This is a genomic window from Anaerobiospirillum sp. NML120448 (genome assembly GCF_023050945.1).
Taxonomy (GTDB): Bacteria; Pseudomonadota; Gammaproteobacteria; order Enterobacterales; family Succinivibrionaceae; genus Anaerobiospirillum.
Genome location: NZ_JALKIM010000015.1, coordinates 1 through 18,819 on the forward strand (window position 1 = coordinate 1; position 18,819 = coordinate 18,819).

Sequence of the window (18,819 nt, forward strand, 5' to 3'; positions counted from 1 at the left end):
GTGCCACGCATAATAGTTAAATCTTGTAAAGAAATCATATCGGGTTTGCTAACAGCTATATATTCGCCAATTTATCCTAGTGTTAATATTTATAGAACCACGCTATATCAAGCTTTTTAACGCTTTTAGCGTATCATAGTGTAACACGGTGTATCACAGTGTAAAATCTTGAATCACTGTCTAGGTACAAGATAGGTACAAGATTATAATCTAATAAATTATGGAGATTAATCTAATGCCTAAACTTACAGACCTAGCGCTTAAGGCTCTTAAGCCAAAAGCATCATCTTACCTTAAAAGTGACGGGGACGGTCTTAATATTAAGGTGTACCCTAATGGCCGCATGCAATGGGTTTTGCGCAAAAGCAGTCAGGGCAAAGCCAATCAGGTTATTTTAGGTGAATACCCTGCTATGTCATTAAAGCAAGCACGTGAACAGGCTTCTATTGAGGCTGCTAAGTTTATTGATGCCCGTTGCTATGTTGCCCCTAAAACAAGTATGACCTTTTTAGAGCTATTCCAAGACTGGCTGACAAGTAAAGACTTCTTAAGAAAGAACACTTTAAAGAAGTATGCCAATGTAGCAAATCATCTTGAATCATTCAAGAACCGCATGATAGATAGCATTGGCCCTTTAGAAGTTAAGCAGTTGGCTGATAAAATAGCTCTAACAGCCCCAACAGTAGCTCTTATTGTCGTAAAAACAATTGCAGCCGTTGAGCTTTACGCTAATGCTTTAGGCCTTATAGAAGTGCCTAAACTGCAATTTGTCTCAAAAACCCTTAAGCCTTATTATGGCGAGCATTTTCGGTCAACACATTACGAACAATTACCTGAAGTATTTGCCATTGCAAGCCAATGCAAGTCAAGAAGTAAAGAGTATTACTGCTATTTGCTTTTTCTAGGCATGCTAACTTTGTTGCGCACACATGAAATACAGTCAATTAAAAAAGGCTGGATTGACCACGAAGACAGCCTGATATGCTTGCCTGATTCTGTAATGAAAGCCAAAAGGCCTCATAACGTACCTATTTGCAAGCAACTTGCTTACATTATTAACAACTTTTGCAAGTGCGATTTGGTGGCAGCAAGGAACAGTTCAGACCTTGACCTAACCTATAGGGTAAATGTTGCCTTTCGAATGATGAAGTTAACCCCAATAATAACCCCCCACGGCATGCGCTCACTTGCACGCACTTGGTTTGCTGACCAAGATTTTAACTTTGCTGCTGCTGAGATGTGTTTAGCCCACAGGGTTGAAAATGCCACTCAACAGGCTTACCAGCGTTCAGACTACCTAAAGCAGCGCCGTGTTATTATGCAGGCATGGGGCGATTATGTTGAGAAGTGTGCAAGGCCTTACTTGCCTCAATTCTTCCAATAAAAAAGGCCGCATATTGCGACCCTTTTATTAATATTCTATGCGCTTTATCTTATCAAACTTTTGAGTTGTATTGCGCTTAATTACCTCAATAGCTTTAGGCTGTTTCAACTCACCTAACCTATTAATGGCCTCCATAGTGCTTTTAGGCGGAGGCCATGCCCCTTTTAAACTTTCCCACATCTTACAAGCTAATCGAGCTGGCACGCCCTCATAATCAAAGTTTAAATAGGTGTCGGCCCTAAGTACTCTATTTTGATTGTACTTTCTATAGGAAAAAGACACTTTAATGCAGTTCTTGCCACTAACGGCCTTATGAGGCGAGGCAACCATATTCAATACAGTTGATAGCTTTGTATCCACCTTATCTAGCTTAAAATCACTGCTGTAATCAATAGCCACGCCGCTAGACAAATCATGCAAATCAATGTCTTCTAATCCTAATACCAAGCCGCCACAATGAGGGCATTCTTTTGCGTATTTAGGCATTTCATCATGACAATAAGGGCATTCTTTTAACTCACCTGATACCCCCTCTAAAGGCTCTTTGCGCTTGGTTACCCTAGGTTGCTTTTTCTCTGGTATTTTCACGTTATTAACAGGGCCTAACCTGCTAAAGTTACGTACAAAATCCAATACCAAGCAATCTACTTTACCCTCAGCTACACGCATACCACGGCCCAACATTTGAACATGCAAAGAAGGCGATATAGTAGGCCTCAACATGCCTATAAAATCGATTTTAGGCACATCAAAGCCCGTTGTTAGCTGGTTAGCAGATACCAAACATTGCAAAGCCCCTGCTTTGTAGTCTGATATAGCCTTGTCGTTTTCGGCCTTGCTTTGCTTGCTATTTACAGCAGCTGTTTTAATGCCACGCTGATTTAGCATACCAACTATCTTGTTAGAGATTGACACGCCGCTAGCAAAGACAATCCAAGCCTTGCGGTCTTTACCATTAGCTACCATTAAATCGCAAGCTTGATTTAGCCTATCATCATCATCTAAAATGCGCTCTGCTGCGGCCTTGTTATAGTCGCCAGCTGTTATCTTAGCTTTAGAGAAGTCAAACTCAATAGGGCTAGGCAAGGTAACTAATGGAGCAAGATAACCCCTCTTAATAAACTCTGGTATTTGCTCATTAACATCAATACAAATATCAGTAAAAATGGCGTTATCTTGCTCAGTCAATAGACCACAATCTAAACGATATGGCGTTGCGCTCATGCCAAATACCCGCATTTTAGGGTCTGCAATTCTTAAAGCCTTAATAGCCTGCTGGTACATGCTGCTATCTTTATCACTGAGCAAATGAGCCTCATCAATGATTAGCAAGCGTCGACTTCCAAAAGCGTATGGATTCTTAGCTAAAGCTTTATAAACACTTTGCACAGTACCACAGATTACACGCTGCATTCTGTCCTTTTTGCCTAGCTTTGATGCATATACGCCTAATGAAAAGTTATTACGAAGCAGGTTAATCTTCTGGGCATTCTGTTTGACTAGTTCAGAGCTATGAGTAAGAAGCATTACTTTCATATCATCGTATTGCATGAAAAAGCGACATATTTCAGCCGCAATAATGCTCTTACCCGCACCCGTTGGAAGCACTGCTAAAGGGTTCTTATTAACGTCCCTATTAGTGCTAAAATATTCGATTACTGATTGCACTGTGTGCTGCTGGTAATCACGTAATATAATTTGATTGCTCATAATACTAAAAGAGCTTAAGCCCTTATGCTCCTATATCTGTTTGGCTTGCCTGCTGTATGCGCTTGTGATACCAGTCCGAAACCTGTTGAGCATCAAATTTTAAATAACATCCACGCCCAAATACAGGCTTGGGGAAGTCGCGATACTCTTTACGCCACCTATATAGCGTCATACGGCTTATTTTAAACCTTTTGCAAACCTGCTTAGTTGTTAAGACAAGCATCATTAGCTTTTGCCTCCATTACCTTAGCTTTAAGCCACTTTTTTGCCTCACTCTTTGAGGTCAGCCCAAAACGTTGCATAATGTCCCGCTCTGTTAAGTTCTGGCTAGGCTTAGTAGCCACTCCTTTGCGCACCCGTGGCCTATAGATTGGATTAACTCCTAAAACTTCTGCTAATGCCCGCTTTGATTCGAACATTAGCCCAAATCGCACAATGCGCATATATCACCTTATTGCCACAAACAGGGGGTAAAAACCCCCCTTTAAAGTAAGGATAGTCAATTTAGGAATTAAAACGGAATGTCTTCACCTGATTCAGGTGCATTGCCCGCAACATTCTGATTAGCCATATAAGCAATTTCTCTTTGCTGCATTTGAGCAGCTGCGGCAGGTGATTGCACTGGCTGAACAGTGGCGGCATGCTGAGGCGCTGGGGATGGCTGTGCCATTGGTTGCTGCTGAGGTATTGGAGCAGCTGGGCTATAGCCTCCAAACTGACCAGCATTAAAGCCCTGACCTGCTGGCGGCATCATTGGAGGTGCGCCCCATGGACTAGCACCGCCGTTTGCAGGTACGTTATTAAAGCCTTGCATTGCTGGGGTTGTTGGTTGCTGCATTGGAGCAGATGCAGGCATTGATGCTGGCTGCTGGATTGATTGATAAGTTGCTGGCTGTTGCTGACCAAACTGAACAGGCTGCGATGCTGGTGCAATACTTGGAGCCATTGGCATTGCAAAACCTGTATTAGCTGGATTTACACGGGCCTCCTGCTGCTTTAGCGGCTTACCCTCAGGTACCAAGTAAGCAAACTTAGTAATATAAAAAGGCTCTTTATTGGCAAGCGCCTCAGCAGGTGAGCGCTTATTAACATCAAAGAAGGCTACAGGGTTTAAATAGCTCTTGCCGTTGGATTCTCTATGAGCAATAGCGACATAGAAGCTCTTATCTAGCATGTTCTCAACCACTGTGAAAGTATCGCCATTATTAGCCTTCTTTTCAACCTGATTAGCCCATGGTCTACCATGTTCATCAAAGCACTTGCAGGCGCTTAAGACGTTAATAAAGTGCCTTGCTATTTCAGGCTTCCCGCCTTCTGGGGTATAGAACACATGAATATAAAGCTTAAGCAGGCCTTTATGCTCTGGACGGCCCTCCAGCTCTGCAAAGAGATTTAAGGACATCTTTAATTGTCCGTTATAATCGTTTAAATAAGCATCAATTACCTTAGCCTTATAAATGCCTTGGTTAGTTACTAGTGGCAAGTCCTTAGCATTGATAAAAGGCTGCTGATTGTCAGAAGCAGCAATATCGGCTTGAGTGGTGTTTGCTAAGTAGGCGTTAATGTTTTCCATAATAATGCACTCCAAATTAGGCTAAAGGATTAGATACAGAAGGCTCTAAAGCAGAATCATCTTCAATAATAGGCAAGTCACTTAATGGCGTTATTGCTTGCTCAGTATTAGCAGATTCAGCCCCATTGGTTGCCTGTTCGTTATCATTGGCTTTAGCCTTGCTGCGGCTCTTACGAACTTTAGCAATAGCTTTAGCTGCATTATTAGCGGCCTCTGACTGTTCGGCCTGCTCAGCTTGCAATTGCTCAGCATAAAGATGATCATCGTAATCTTCTTTAGAGACAAAACCACCCACAATATCAGGGAACAAAGCATCTAAAAGACGGCCCAAAGCTCTATTTTTCATCATGTCAGGCCAATGCGCACCCCATACGCCATTGCCCAAAATAGCGCCATTAGCATCACGCTTTAATTTGCCTGTTAAGCTGGCCTCATAAGCGCTATAAGTTACGCTTATTTCTTGGCCCGAATCATAGCGTTTGCCCTTAGCTGTTGCGTCACCTGTTTGGAAGTCGATGCTTACTTCCCACTGGCCCTTACTCTGGCACATTGCGGCTTTAGCTTTGACATACATGCCAACCGTTACATTGCCATTCTTATCACCTATCACAAACAAGGTGCTAAACATATTGGCCCATGAAATACCATTAGCTACTGCTCTGGCTAAGAGCATATAAACAGCCTCTGGCTTGTTTCTAATGCAAGCTGGAACTAGCGGAGATGCGCTAATGTACTTTGCAAAAGCCTGACACTCTTCTATGCTCTCTGGCAAGCTTACAAAGCCATTCTTAAACTGACTTACAAACTTATCGCTATTTGCTGCGTTGCTGACCTTAGAAGCGACTACTGGCTCACTTGCTGGCATGGTCTGCGGCTGTGTTTGAGCAGGTGCTTGCACTGGCATGCTTTCACGCATTGGAGCAGGTGCGGGCGCTGGAGTTGGTGCGGGCGCACTATGCATTACTGGGGCCTGCTGTATTTCCTTAGCTTGCTCTTGGACTGATTGGCGCTCCATAAGCTGCTGTGTGAGGCTAGCCAATTGCTGCATATGAGACTGCTCAGCGCTGGCTTGATACTCAGCTTGTTGCGCTGCTATAGCCACGCCCTGCGGCATTGCTGGCACCTGCTGGGCTGGCTGCGGATATGCAGGGGCGCTATATGCTTGCTGCTGCATTACCTGCATCTTGCTAGGGTCTGCGGCCATTGAACTTGGATTAGGCTGTATAGGCAAAATAACGCCTGTTGGTACGTTGCAAGGCTTGTGCTGCTGCATTTGCTTAAATTCTGGGACTGTGTACTGAATCATTGTGGAACTCCTTACTTAAGCTTAAATACACGGAAATTTGCGCCAGTCTTACTGAACTTCTTAAATAGCTCTGGCTCTTGCTCTTTAAGAGCTTTGCTATCGACTGTGGTACGGCCCTTTTGCTCTCCAAAAGTGGCTAGAGTTGAATTGCCATAAGTTAAAGCCTCTTTGTCCCCCATGTACTCCATAACACGGGCTTTTAGCTCTTCCTTACGTGAGTTAATGGCCTTTTCCTGCAAATCAAGCTCTTTAATAGAAGCTACAGCCTCCTCAATTTCGGCGGTTGCCTCCACTTTGCTCTTAGCCACTGGAGTAATGCTCCTAAGCTCCTTTGCGTTCAAAGGCGGCTCAATATCGTCTAATACGTGCTTGCAATAGAACTCATCTTCCGCCATAATCAGCGCCCCAGCAGTCTCTTCACTAAAAGGCACCACATAATCACGATAATCATTTCCGCCAATAAGCACCGCTAAACGACCCTCATGCACTCCAGATGCAACCATATAATGGAGCACTTGCGCTATATACCAAGGCGGGCAAGTGCTGTCTATCTCTGTGCACTGCTGGGATATCTTGCCGTGCTGGTCAATTACTGGAATATAAGAGCAGCCACGGCCCCATAGTCTCTCTTCCTCACCGTCAAGAACGACCTTTCTATTAAAGCCAGCAGTTTTAATCTCTAGCACAGCGGTTGCGTTGCCTTGGTCGTCAGTAATAAAGCGGTCGACTGAGGCCGTCATAAAAGGAAAGATAGGACTTTCGAACGTGTCCATTTCTAGGACGTGCACGCCGTGGAAGTCTGCATACTTAGCTGCTACAGCACCCTCCAAACGATGACCCCACTCAACAAAGTTATTGTTAACTGGCTCTGGCTCAACACGTCCACTTAACTCATTAAAGAGCTGCAATTTGGACTTATACGGACTAATGCCCATTGTTACGGCAGCATTTGAACCTGAAATACCAGCACGGCGGGCTAAATGCCACAATTTTTCTTGGAGCTGCTTTGCTTCCACTCCAAAAGGCTCGTCACGGCAAGCCTGCTCTAACTGAGCAGCAACAGCGTTTCTAGCATCACGCAAACTAGCTAAACGCTCCATATGTAGCCTTTGATATTTAGGCTCATTGAAATATCTGACATACCCGCAATCAGATAAGAGAATTGAATTAGCATTCATTTAAATTGCCTCCACTAAATTGCAAAGCCCTGCAATTAGTAAAAATACAGATAAGACTAAGGCCATGTTTAAAAGACTTAACACAAGCCGCCTTATCAAATAGGGCCATTTATACATAGCGTTACCTAAAGTTGGTTATCTTGGTGCTAAGAAGTGTAGGCTTAAATTTATCGAATAGCAAGTAATTTTTTAAGAGTTTTGTTAGGTTTTTCGATAATAAGAAATAAAAAATTGGGCTCAAAGCCTTTATTTATAAGGGGTTGCGGCGCTTTGAAATTTATCAAAAATTTATCAAAAATTTAGTAGAAAATTGTCAATAATCTTGCAAAGATTACTTTTATGCCATAATATAAATATATGAAAATATTTAAGAAGTGGGGCGCTTTAATTCTTCGCTGTATAGAGATATGGCAGGAATTAAGGCGCTTTTTATTTATAGGCTTATATCTGGCCTTTAATTAAATAGAAAAAGAGAACATACCCACGCATTCGCCCATTAGCTCTGCATTCTCAGGCAATGCTAACTGCTGCGGCTCATAAGCTGGGTTGTCGCTACAGGCATATAAAACGCCGTTCTTTCTCTTAAGACGCTTTACTATCATTTCATCGCCGTCTAACCTAATACAAACAACCTTGCCTATAACTTGCTCAACGTCTTTCTTGCTTGCGTCCACTATCACAGTAAAGCCGCTTTGTATGCCCTTGCCTGTTTCGTAATTAAACATGCTATCACCAATAACGCACACGCCGTGCAAGTCTGAATCTTGATTTAATGACATACTAGAAGCTATTGTTTCGCCGCATTGGCTTGGAGACATATCGCAAGCTTTACCCCCGCTTGCAAAGTTAATAATACTGGTCTTAAAAAGAAAGCTATCAGCAGGGATTTTAAAGAACTCTATAACATTAGATTTAAATGAGTGCTCTTTCTTGTCCTTGGCTTTTACATGTATGCTGCTAATAAGGATATCTTTTGCATTAAAACCTAAAACGCTAGCTATAGCGTGCGACTGCTCTGAGGTTAAAAACACACCTGTATCAAAGTCTAAGATATTTCTTAGCTTGTATGCAGGCATATCAACTTTATTGGCCAAATCTTGAACAGATAAACCACTATTAGCCAAATGATAAGCAAGATTCTCTTTTAAATGCCTTAAAGAAGTTGGAACGGCATGCAAATGCAAGTCTTCTTGTTTTAAGGCTTTAATCGGCGTTTCTTGTCGCTGGATATAAATCAACTCAACGGGGCACCCTAAAACCGCCGCAACCTTATAAGCCCTAATCTCATTTAAATTAATACCGCTCTTCCATTTGGTTATAGTGCTCTCAGAAAACCCGCATTTTTCTGCTAGTGATTTATTAGAATAGGGCGAAATTGTTAGAAAGTAGTTTAAATTTCCGCCTGCTTCTTTAGCTGTTTTAGGCTCTTCGTTGCAAAACAAAATATCCTGACCTGATTTTATTGGCGGGTATTTGTTGTATCTGTCTTTATACAATAAAGGGCAAGCAGGATTAATTAAATTAGGGTCGCAATTAAGAATTTGAGCGGCTTTAGCGATGTATTGCGGCGTAATTGCCTTTTCTTGGCTATCTAAATTAGATTCCCATGTGCCATAAGTAGACAATGCAACCCCTAATTTTTTCGCCATATCTTCCTGAGTAAACGGCGAATTATCACGGAAGAACACTAAATTTTGTTTTGCTTCAGCACCGTTTTGAGGCGTTGGAAATGGAGGGGGAGGAAGGCGCTCACTTCCACTATAAAAAGCGCTGTTTTCTTTAGCCATAGCGTGGTCTCCTTAATGGATATGGCTGTATTTGTAGCAAAAATATAATGTGGTTATGCTGCTTACAAATAAATACAATTTTAACAATGAACTTGCTTTTAATAAAAAAACACGTTATAACTAACCTGTCTTTTATCGCAAATACATTCTAAATTCTCTTAATAAAGAGTACTTTTAGATAAAGAAGCGACATAGACATAAAACCATAATAACCAACATGAACACTATGCTTTTGCTTTAAGAGGCAAGAAGCAAGATTTTCATGAAAAAAGCTATGCCGCCTTATAAATTATAAGGTGCCTAGGCTTTCTTTGCAATTAAAACCACGCTAAAGAGGCATATTTATGGCCATTTCTAGAACTTTCTCACCATTTGCTAAATCTAGCAAAAAATCCCCAGCTTTAATGAATCTTGACGGCGAATACTATCATTTCCTTTCTAATATGGAATTTGTTTTATTAGCACGTTTAGCAGTACTAACCAATAACGGCGAAAAGCAATGCGACTATACCAATGAACAAGGAAAGCAGGAATTTAATTTCCCTTCCCGTTCTATTGAAAGAGCTTTTTCTAATCTGAAAAAATTTAAACTTATTGAGCTTTCACGCGGTTATGCTTTAAGTAGACATAGAGGCCGTTATGTTCGTTTAATTTCTCTTTGCCAAACTCCTGTAGTTTACAGCAGCAAGAAAGGGGCTCAGCTATGCAAAACAATTTAGAGCTTTTACCACTTGACCAAACACGCTATCAAGGCATTAACAATACTGCTTTTAAGCTTTTATGCCGTATTGCGTTCTTAGCTAATGGAACAACAGCCCCTATTACTTACGGCACTAATGTTGTTATGACTGAGCTTGGTTTATCTGACCGTTCAGTAATGCGAGGCTTTAGCCAATTAGAACAGGCTGGGTATATTTATAGAGACAGCTCAGGCGGCAACCAGCAGCGCACCGTTGCTTTAACCTTTGACGCTGTTTTAGCTAATCCAACAAACACCGCTCAATCAAATACTATGGCCCGCCCTAATATTAGCTTATACGAGCATTTAGCAAACTGTGGTTATGGGTTGCCTAAATTTATGCTTAGGCCTAACAAGCCATATCAAACCTATGAAAATGAGCCGCTCTTAGAGAGCCTGCGCTCTAATATGTGGCAAATTGACTTAAGTGAGCTTATGGCTTCTAGCAAGCTTGATTTACGCCCTTTTGGCAAGCGTCATTCTTGGAAGTTCGATTTTGAGCCTTTAAAGCAATGGCTTAAGCCTATTAATGCCCAAATGGACGATATCATAACAATGTACCCAGATTTTACGGGCTTTTGCTGGCGTAATAAGCACTTTATGCCTTTCTTAAAAGAGTTCTTTATCATGTCCATGGCCATTGAGTTAACTGTAGGCTTACATGATTGCTTTATTAGGCAAGATGAATTTGACCCATTTGGCAGTAACTTCTTAGAGCTCTGGTATCAATACCAAAGAGGGCCTTTATTTGCCTGCTTAGAGGGCTGCTATCAAACCGAAAGCGGCACTATTCCACTTGCTAAACGTATTTGCAACACTTTTAGCCCAGCAGAAGGCTTTATCTTAGATTACGCTTTTGTTTGTATTCGTAATGAGTTAGTAAAACTGCTTAATAACGAAGTTGCTGCTAATCGTTGCTTTAATAGTTTTTGTGCACGCTTCTATGACTACTCAAGAAAGCAAAGCTATATCAATTCTTCTACCTCATACATGCAAGTAGATCCATTGTGGCTTGAGACTGTTTGGGGCCCTAATTTAGATAAGGGCTTGTTAAGCTATGAAGAGCCTTATTTTATCCCCCGCATTAGCTGGCCTTTAATTCAATTTCGTACCCTTGTAGGCATGAATCGCATTGCTAAGCTTAACGAGTGCATAGACGAATGGAGCTGCAATAAAGCTACAGCAGTGCTAATTAGGTCTTATATGCGTGAACCATACAAGAGCGAACTTCTTAAACTCTCTGCTGATATGGCCCCGTATTTCCCTTTCTTTAATCAAGTCCCTAACTACCTAGCATCATTACAAGCAATGGAGCCTTAAAATGAGCTTTGATTCTGTTCCTTCTTACGATGAATTAAGAGAGATTCTTAACCACATTAGCCCTGCTAACTATGATACTTGGTATAAGACTTTCATTGCTTGCGGTCGTGCTTATCCTAATGATTCCTCAGTGTTTGCTATTTGCCAAAACTGGGCTAGCTCTTATGGCAAACGCAAGGCTGTTGACCTGAATCAAGAGCGCTATGCTTTCTATAACAGCTCTAAGCAGCGTGATGGCGTTAATATTGGCTGGCTCATAACCGAGGCTAAAGGCGGCGGCTATAAGCCAACCTATAACAAGGAAAACAATTATAAAAACCCTTATCAGGCTGACTTAGACCCACTTAAAGCAAGCCTTATTACTAAGGTTGTTAATACTGCAAAAGAGCAGGCAAGCAACGATTTTGACCCGCTTTTAGTTGCTAGTAACAAGGTTGTTAGTGGTCTAAATCATGTTCTTGATTTCTGGGCTTTTAAATCACATATTTACTTTAATGACCGTGTCGAGTTTGTTCGCTCTTATAGTGATGTTATTAGTTTTATTCCTTTCCCTGCACGCACTTATTTTCAGGCTTTAAGCGATTATCTATCACTTATTAGCCCTGATGATTATGACGATCGCAAGTTCGTTACATGGGGTGAAAAGAACGTTAAAAATTTCTCTAGTAAAGAGTTGTACGACCTTTGCAACGTTGACGCTAATAGCGATGAATTTACGGGGCTTACTTCCCCAGCTGAGGCGGCTTTTCACTTTGAAACAGCTATTACCCGCTCTTTTCAATTGGTTATGTATCAAAAGGCTAAAGACGTTGCGCACGCTGCTCTAACTAATAGCTTGCGCAATGATGCTAGAAGTGCACGAGATGATACTAAGAAAGCCATTGCTGAGCTTACTTCTTTGAATGTGTCCTTAGACCCTAAGATTATTAAATTAGAATCATCTCAAATTGCTAGCACTGCTAAAGAGAGCATCACAAAGCAGGTTGACCCGTCTCAAGTTAATTCTGTGTTTGTGTCAACTGGATACCCTTTAATTGACCAAAAAATTAGAGGCTATCACCGAGGCGGCACCACTATCTTAGCAGCTCATTCGGGCGTTGGTAAGACGTGGTTTGGTGTTGATGCTGTTCGTCGTGTTTTAGAGAATAAAGGGCGGGTATTGTTCTTTAGTGCTGAGATGTCTCCAAGTCAGTTATCAGACCGATTGGCCCAAAACCAGTCCCAGCACACTATAGAAGATTTTAGGCATCTCTATAACCAAGACCAAACCGCTATAGCCCTACAAGACCAGCATCAAGTTATGAATGGCTTAAATGTAAATAGCTTTGGTGATGAGTTCCAAAAGATAGATCACTTCTTTAATACTCATGGCCACTTAACTATTTTGGGCAGCAAATTAGGCGGCATGAGTGATAGGCAAATTATTGATGCTATTGCGGCTGGCTCTCAAGATTCGCCTTATGATTTGGTTGTTGTTGACTATTTGCAGATTATTCAAAATGCAAGTAACAACGTAACGCACAATACTCCTAACTTTGAAAAGATTAAGAACGTTATGGAGAACTTAACTAAAGCAGCTACTGAGTATCAGTGCCCTATCTTAATCTTAGCTCAGCTTAATAACCCTAATCGCAAGCAGGGAAGCAATACAGACCCTAATCTATACGATATTGCGGGCTCTACTGCTGTAGTTAATGATTCCTCAGCAGTAATGGCTTTGTTTAAAGTGCCTATTGATGACAGCGCTCAAAATAACGGCAATAGCCAAAGCTTAGATCTGCGTTTAAGTGTTCTAAAGTCACGTTTTGGCGAGGTAACAGAATCGCCTTTTAGCGTGAACAGAACTAAGGGATCACGCTTTGATTTTGCAGCGTAATAAAGGCGATTTATAGGGGTGACATTGTGGCAAGAAAAAAGGGGTGACATTTAGCTAAATAAGCCGCCATAACCCCGCCATTTGCACCCCTATTAAACCGCCAAGGCCCCGCCAAGGCCCCGACAGTTTGGCGGCTTTAACATGTTTAAACCCTGAATTATATGCGGCCCTTAGATAGGCGCTCTTATAAGAATAATAAGAGTATATAAGATATTAAGAATATAAGAATATTAAGATAGGTACCAGCCTTCTTTAATTTTTATAAATTTCCCTCAAAAGGCTTCATCATGAAACTATCAGAGATTTACAAGAACACCGACCTACAAACAGCTATGAGCTACTTTTGCTATGACACTATGCAAACTGCTCTATCACTTTATGAGCAAGGCTGGACTGTAATCGGCTCTCAATTCAAAAGCCCTAAGGTTGCTCAGTGGTCAACCAAGAGCAGAGAAGAGCTAATCCAGCAGGCCTATAACGACTTCCAACAAGGCAAGGCCAATTCAATCAATTTGCGTTTAAAGGATAGCGATGTAATAGCATTTGATTGTGACTTTAATGACCCTGCTCTAATGAGGGATTTTATAGAAGTCTTGCCTTTTGTCGTAGGCATTCAGCCAGACCAGTATTTTACTTGCTCTGGAGGCAAGGGCGGCAAGGTGTTTTTTAAACACTTAAAACCCACTTATGGAACTAGAACACTACCTGCTAAGCTTGGCTTGACTGCTTTTAACCCTCAGGACAATAACAGCAAGCAGGAACTTGAGATTAAGCGCCATGTTAGCACTGTGTTCGGTATGCATAGCCCTATAGTAGATACTTCTGGCAATGTGATTGATTTTAAGATTTACTCAAACTATGGAAATACAAAGCACATTGCCGCTCCTAACTCTTTAGCTAAGCTCCCTATCATTACCTTTTTAGATGTTGGAGGCGTGGAATTTTTCTATAACAACCTTTTAAAGCATCATGATTATGTTGACAGTAACGGCAAACCTGTACGAGATAGCTTTTATGAGATGCTTGTATTGTCTAGTATTTTTTATTTTGCAAGAGAGCTTGCTATGGATAAGCAAACTAATGATTTTTTATCGCTCAAAGCTGATTGGGATAGTCTTATGGGCACGACAACAATTTACAAGGCTTTAGGCATGCACGACGGTTTAGAGTGTATCAATTACTTGTTTTATGGCGATTCGGTTTTGAGTATATTGCCTAATGATTGGCGGGTAAATCTGTGCAAGAGGTACCAAAGTATGATTTCAAGTAATGATTATCGCTTGGTGCTAAATCAATGCTGTGTCTTTGAGAGCCTAGTAGAAGAGTATAGAAAAAGGCTAAGAAACAAGTATTGTATTTTGTGTGATGTTGATTTTAATGAAGCAGACAAGCTCAGCCTTCAACAAATGATGTGGGACTTAACTTCTATCCGTCCATAAAAGGAAAAAGGATTGTCTTTCTTGCAACCACGCAACTAACGACAATCCTTTATATAACCAACATTGTTGTCTTTATATTATACTCAAATAAGTCTTGCAACTCTAGTAAATAAGCCATATTCTGGGTATAAATTACAGGCAATTTAAGGGGATAATATGAAGCTAAGAGAACATGATAAGCAGGCATTGCAAATCATTGCCACTAATAAGAGCGTGGGCGGGCGTTATTATGATTTTGAGGCGTTTTTGTTTAACTTTTCCACATGGGCAAGGTCAGGAGTAATGCCAATTACTTTTACTGGAGCTAAGCAGGTTGCGCTAAGTAACTATTTTTGCTTTCTAGACCCAGAAGCGGTGCTTATGGCTATAGATAAAGTTATCTCCAACTTAAAGAGCAACAATAAGAACCAAACTAAATACTTAGCTTTTGAGCTTTATTTTTTAGTTCCAATTAGCGCAAAAGAAGAAAGGGACGAAAAAGAGAAGCTTTTAAGAAAGCAACTCAAGTACAAAAAAGGCTGTTTCTTGTCATCATGCACTAAAGCAAGAGAGTCTTTTCAGGAACTAATAAGACGTTCTTTGCTAAAACTTTTAGATATGTGACAAAGTCAATAAAATGCGGCTTTTTGCGTCCTTTTTTATCGAAAATATAGTATAATTACTTACGCTATAATAACATTTTCGATAATGGCCTATCTAGATTAGGGTTTGGTAGGCCTTTTCTTGAGAGCAACCATGGCAGCAAAGAAGATTATCTTAGACCTTCCACCCAGTGGAAATACTAGGCTTATGCCTATAAAAGGCCGCATGATTAATAGCCCTAAATACAGGCAATGGAAAGAAAACGCCAGCTGGAGTGTTAAAGCCCAGCTATGCGGAGCAGCTCCAATAGATAAGCCTGTAATGACTGTTATCAAGCTTGTTTACAAGAACAATAGGCGACGTGATTACGATAACGTTGTGAAGTGTGTAAACGATGCTTTAACTCAAGGCGGAGCTATTGCTGACGACAGCCTAATTTATTGTGCTTTTACCTATCGTGACAAGGTAGACAAAGAGCACGGGGACAAAGTCGAGATTGAGCTATATCGACTAAATGACATGGATAGCGACGGCTTGGACGCAGTGCAAGCAAACCTATCTCAAATTATGGAATCCTTAGCTAAGGACTGCTAAGCAGGTTTTAGGAATTTACTAAATGAAGAAGCGTGTATTTGGTCCAGCTTTGCGCAAGAATAAAGATTACAAAATATCTTCTGTAAGCGCTGGCTTGGGAGGCATGAACCTTTACGTAACCATTAAGGGGCTTTGTAATAAAGAGTTTCTTGTTGGCGGCATGTATGGACTAAGCGACCCTGACCTATTACAAGATGGTCGCCATAATGTGGAATTTATCGAGCTCTTTCCTTATAGAGGCGCTCCAAAGCTCTATAACGAGGAGCTGCTAGAGCAGTATCACGTTATTGAGCTGTGCGAAAAGTTTGGAGTTAGCCACCCTGTTACGAACGGTATAAAAATAATCCTTAGCAAAGAGCATGTATTTGTATTTGTTAAGGTCAGCAATGGCGAGCCTAGTAAAGAGCTTTTACAGGCAATTAAAGCCTTTTGTGATGATAAGGGGATTGAATGGCTACCTGCTGAGCAGATAGAAGCTAAATACCCTGATTTGTTTGCCTAACCAAAGCCTAAAGTAAGGTGTACATCATGATATCAATGCCTTCATTTTATTCACACGCATTAAAGCTAAGACGCAACGGGGCTTGTATTGAATTTACCTTAGACGACGAAAGTAAAGACATCACTTCTTTGCACTCTGTCTTAGATTCCATTAAGTACACTTGCGAGCAATATGGCGGTATGGCTCTGCTTTACACAATCGGCGGTATTTATCGCTTGTTTGTTTTGCCCGCTAAGAAAATGCCTAACGACCAGATTAAGGGAGTAGTGCAAAGCTTACAAGATTATCCCGTGACCTTTTGGAATTTTGACAGACCAATTTATTAAGGCGACCAATGAAAGTACCAAAGAAGCTACTAAAGCAATTTGTTTCTAGCACCAAGAAGAACTATCAACAGCATTTTAAAACCCTGTATGTTAACGAATCCGAGGGCTATCTATTTTTTATGCCGTCTGGCTCTCAATGTTTATTTATGGCTTTTAATGGCAACTCATTACCGAAGCAAATTGATGCGAGTGCAATTAAGGGCATTATCTGCAAAACCATTGAGGTAGCATTGCCAGAATGCGGCGATATGGTTGACTTAAGCCTAGGCGGGTTGCGCTGTGATGAGCATAACTGGGCATCAGAGGCAATTAATTTTTTAAACAAGTTCTTAGACGACAATACGTCTATAGCTATTCCTGATACCAACTTACTAAGCTTTAGCATGCTCTCTGATATGACTACTTTTCTAAAGGCAGCTTTAAGCGAGACTAAGGCTAGCGCTATTAATTTTAATGTTTCATACATTGATACAGGCAAGTACGTATTCAAGACTAAGACTAGTGAGCTTGAATTTCTCTGTGTTACCGCCCCAGCAGTGATTTAACCATGATTGATTTAAAGCAAGGTGATGCGCAGCAGCTGCTAAAAGAAGTTCCTGACCATAGCGTAAATCTAATCTTATCAGACCCGCCCTATGGCATTACAGCAGCAGGGAATAAGTGGGATAAGCCGCTAAATTGGTCTGCTCTGTGGCCTGAATTAAAACGGGTGCTAGCACCTAAAGGGGCGATAGCCTTATTTAGCTCTTCTAAGTTTACTTTTGAACTGGTAGCAAGCAACTTAAAGGATTTTCGCTATAAGTATGTCTGGGTAAAGAATTTACCCTCAGGCCACCTAAATGCGGGCCGTATGCCAATGCGTATGTATGAGGAAATCAATATCTTTTACCCAAAGCAGTGCGCATATTATCCGCAACGGTCTACAGGTCATCCCACGTGTGGTCAGATATGGGGGGCATTAGGCAATATGGGCAACGGACTTATCACGGAGATGTAAGAGTTGACTGGGACGGGCGAGACGGCACAAGAAGCCCTAAGGACGTTCTTAACTTTGATGCGGTGCATAACACTAAGAAACTACATCAAAGTGAAAAGCCTGTACCGCTATTAGAGCACCTCATTAAGACTTATACCACTGAGGGACAAACAGTCTTAGATTTTTGTATGGGCAGCGGCTCAACTGGTTTGGCTGCTGTGAACACCAAAAGAAGCTTTATAGGCTTTGAACTGGATATGCACTTCTTTGACATTGCAGCTAAGCGCATTGAGAGCGCAAGCGCCTTATAGGCCGCTAGATTAATTACTAAGAGGCAAAGTTAATGACAACCAAGAACGAATTTAAGATTTTAAACGGACGCTATTTCCCTTGTTTAGCTGACTGCTATCTAGATTTAACTCTCTCCGTTCCAGTTCCTTCAAAGAGACCTTTTGACGCAATAGAGGTTTATTTGGATATCCCTAAAGCTTTAGCCATTATGGGAGATAAAGTTCACTTCTTTTTGGATGAGGAAAATAAAGTTATCTATATTCGAGGTTATAGACCTGATACCGACACTCAAGCCCCGTTATGGGAAGCTAAGTACTTGGATGATTGCGTAAGCTATGCTTATGACGGTTGTTTAGGCGCGGAAAGTAGCAAGTATGTGGGCCAGATTGCTGAGTTTATTAGCAGACTTTGCGGCGAGGATACTTGCTACCTTATGCGCCATAGACTGAAAGGCCTTTACTCTTATGAAGCTAAGACTTTAATTTTCTATATTGATAGAAATGACCACGAAAAAGCTAAAGAGCGCTTTAAAGCGAGCTTTACCGAGCAGCAAACAAGTTAAGGGGGGTTTATGTGTTCTATTTATGAATATTTCGATTGTATGGACTATCGAATAAATGTAACTGCTATACGCCAACGGCTTTCTGATATTTTTGGGGAATGTCCAGAATATGCGGCTGTTGATTGGTTGCGTCAGGTTCTTAGAATTATAGAAAGCGACTGGTTTAGGCCGTTTTGTGATTGTGACTTAGATTTTAGGCGTTTAGATGACGGCTCTCTATGTGCTTATATACGAGGCTCTGATATGGAAGAAGGCAGATTTATAAAGCATTGTGTGTGCGAGATGATAGGAAATGAATTTTTATGGCTCAATGCAAATTCGGACTATTATCGACTAGATATCTTTGCAGTGATTACTTGTTGCCAATGGCCGCCTGTTGGAGTTGAAATTGACGACCTTGAATCAGCATGCAAAGAAATAGCTTGCTATTTGGCTGACACTCATAAGCTTAAAGCTATTTGGGGCCATGGATGTGAACAGTATGACAGGGATACCGACTTTGAAAGTAACGGGGGTTATTATCTGTTCTTCAAAGCTCCAAACAAAGCAGAGAGCGAGCGCATCGAGGCAACAGTAATTAACCATTTTGATAACCCTGGCCCGTGCGTTCCTGACGATGTCGCAATCGAAATGGATTATTAGGCCTAAAGCCTAGCAACGAACAACTAATTAAG

At 41.3% G+C, this 18,819-nt stretch carries 19 protein-coding genes; 14 read left to right on the plus strand and 5 right to left on the minus strand.

Annotated features, from left to right (window positions below; genetic code table 11):
* Positions 1 to 220: 220 nt before the first annotated feature.
* The gene (locus tag MXE38_RS04225) at positions 221 to 1,384 is read left to right on the plus strand and encodes an integrase arm-type DNA-binding domain-containing protein (protein ID WP_246912205.1); all 1,164 of its coding nucleotides are present in this window, start codon (positions 221 to 223) and stop codon (positions 1,382 to 1,384) included.
* 27 nt (positions 1,385 to 1,411) lie between these two features.
* Here the strand turns inward: MXE38_RS04225 and MXE38_RS04230 are convergent, their stop codons facing one another.
* The 5 genes from MXE38_RS04230 to MXE38_RS04250 all read right to left on the minus strand — a co-directional run bounded on the left by MXE38_RS04230 (position 1,412) and on the right by MXE38_RS04250 (position 8,938).
* A complete protein-coding gene (locus tag MXE38_RS04230; protein ID WP_246912216.1) occupies positions 1,412 to 3,094 on the minus strand; it encodes a DEAD/DEAH box helicase in 1,683 nt (560 codons plus the stop codon).
* A gap of 511 nt (positions 3,095 to 3,605) precedes the next feature.
* Complete coding sequence (locus MXE38_RS04235) at positions 3,606 to 4,667, minus strand: hypothetical protein (protein WP_246912219.1); 1,062 nt, start codon at positions 4,665 to 4,667, stop codon at positions 3,606 to 3,608.
* Between the two features lie 16 nt (positions 4,668 to 4,683).
* Complete coding sequence (locus MXE38_RS04240; RefSeq protein ID WP_246912221.1) at positions 4,684 to 5,973, minus strand: hypothetical protein; 1,290 nt, start codon at positions 5,971 to 5,973, stop codon at positions 4,684 to 4,686.
* 11 nt (positions 5,974 to 5,984) lie between these two features.
* Positions 5,985 to 7,151 (minus strand): lambda-exonuclease family protein, encoded by a 1,167-nt coding sequence (locus MXE38_RS04245; RefSeq protein ID WP_246912223.1) that lies wholly within the window; start codon positions 7,149 to 7,151, stop codon positions 5,985 to 5,987.
* Positions 7,152 to 7,609: 458 nt separating this feature from the next.
* The gene (locus MXE38_RS04250) at positions 7,610 to 8,938 is read right to left on the minus strand and encodes a helix-turn-helix domain-containing protein (protein ID WP_246912225.1); all 1,329 of its coding nucleotides are present in this window, start codon (positions 8,936 to 8,938) and stop codon (positions 7,610 to 7,612) included.
* A gap of 344 nt (positions 8,939 to 9,282) precedes the next feature.
* Between MXE38_RS04250 and MXE38_RS04255 the strand changes: the two genes are divergently transcribed.
* From MXE38_RS04255 to MXE38_RS04315, 13 genes are all read left to right on the plus strand, one after another.
* On the plus strand, positions 9,283 to 9,657 hold the full coding sequence (locus MXE38_RS04255; RefSeq protein ID WP_246912227.1) for a hypothetical protein: 375 nt from the start codon (positions 9,283 to 9,285) through the stop codon (positions 9,655 to 9,657).
* Positions 9,642 to 10,997 (plus strand): hypothetical protein, encoded by a 1,356-nt coding sequence (locus MXE38_RS04260; RefSeq protein WP_246912229.1) that lies wholly within the window; start codon positions 9,642 to 9,644, stop codon positions 10,995 to 10,997. The genes MXE38_RS04255 and MXE38_RS04260 overlap by 16 nt, the downstream gene beginning before the upstream one ends.
* A 1-nt stretch (position 10,998) precedes the next feature.
* Complete coding sequence (locus MXE38_RS04265; RefSeq protein ID WP_246912232.1) at positions 10,999 to 12,873, plus strand: DnaB-like helicase C-terminal domain-containing protein; 1,875 nt, start codon at positions 10,999 to 11,001, stop codon at positions 12,871 to 12,873.
* A gap of 287 nt (positions 12,874 to 13,160) precedes the next feature.
* A complete protein-coding gene (locus tag MXE38_RS04270) occupies positions 13,161 to 14,312 on the plus strand; it encodes a hypothetical protein (protein ID WP_246912236.1) in 1,152 nt (383 codons plus the stop codon).
* 156 nt (positions 14,313 to 14,468) lie between these two features.
* Positions 14,469 to 14,915 carry a hypothetical protein gene (locus MXE38_RS04275; protein ID WP_246912239.1) on the plus strand — a complete coding sequence of 149 codons (447 nt, stop codon included), beginning with the start codon at positions 14,469 to 14,471 and terminating at the stop codon, positions 14,913 to 14,915.
* Positions 14,916 to 15,047: 132 nt separating this feature from the next.
* Positions 15,048 to 15,488 carry a RusA family crossover junction endodeoxyribonuclease gene (locus tag MXE38_RS04280; RefSeq protein ID WP_246912241.1) on the plus strand — a complete coding sequence of 147 codons (441 nt, stop codon included), beginning with the start codon at positions 15,048 to 15,050 and terminating at the stop codon, positions 15,486 to 15,488.
* Between the two features lie 22 nt (positions 15,489 to 15,510).
* Complete coding sequence (locus MXE38_RS04285) at positions 15,511 to 15,990, plus strand: hypothetical protein (RefSeq protein ID WP_246912243.1); 480 nt, start codon at positions 15,511 to 15,513, stop codon at positions 15,988 to 15,990.
* A 26-nt stretch (positions 15,991 to 16,016) separates the two neighbouring features.
* Positions 16,017 to 16,316: a hypothetical protein gene (locus MXE38_RS04290; protein WP_246912251.1), complete on the plus strand. Its 300-nt coding sequence runs from the start codon at positions 16,017 to 16,019 to the stop codon at positions 16,314 to 16,316.
* A gap of 8 nt (positions 16,317 to 16,324) precedes the next feature.
* The gene (locus MXE38_RS04295; RefSeq protein WP_246912262.1) at positions 16,325 to 16,861 is read left to right on the plus strand and encodes a hypothetical protein; all 537 of its coding nucleotides are present in this window, start codon (positions 16,325 to 16,327) and stop codon (positions 16,859 to 16,861) included.
* 2 nt (positions 16,862 to 16,863) lie between these two features.
* Positions 16,864 to 17,313, plus strand: a complete 450-nt coding sequence (locus tag MXE38_RS04300) for a hypothetical protein (protein ID WP_246912265.1) — start codon at positions 16,864 to 16,866, stop codon at positions 17,311 to 17,313.
* Complete coding sequence (locus MXE38_RS04305; protein WP_246912269.1) at positions 17,265 to 17,603, plus strand: site-specific DNA-methyltransferase; 339 nt, start codon at positions 17,265 to 17,267, stop codon at positions 17,601 to 17,603. Before MXE38_RS04300 ends, MXE38_RS04305 begins: the two co-directional genes overlap by 49 nt.
* A 32-nt stretch (positions 17,604 to 17,635) precedes the next feature.
* Positions 17,636 to 18,145, plus strand: a complete 510-nt coding sequence (locus MXE38_RS04310; RefSeq protein WP_246912272.1) for a hypothetical protein — start codon at positions 17,636 to 17,638, stop codon at positions 18,143 to 18,145.
* A gap of 9 nt (positions 18,146 to 18,154) precedes the next feature.
* The gene (locus tag MXE38_RS04315) at positions 18,155 to 18,787 is read left to right on the plus strand and encodes a hypothetical protein (RefSeq protein WP_246912274.1); all 633 of its coding nucleotides are present in this window, start codon (positions 18,155 to 18,157) and stop codon (positions 18,785 to 18,787) included.
* Positions 18,788 to 18,819 lie beyond the last annotated feature (32 nt).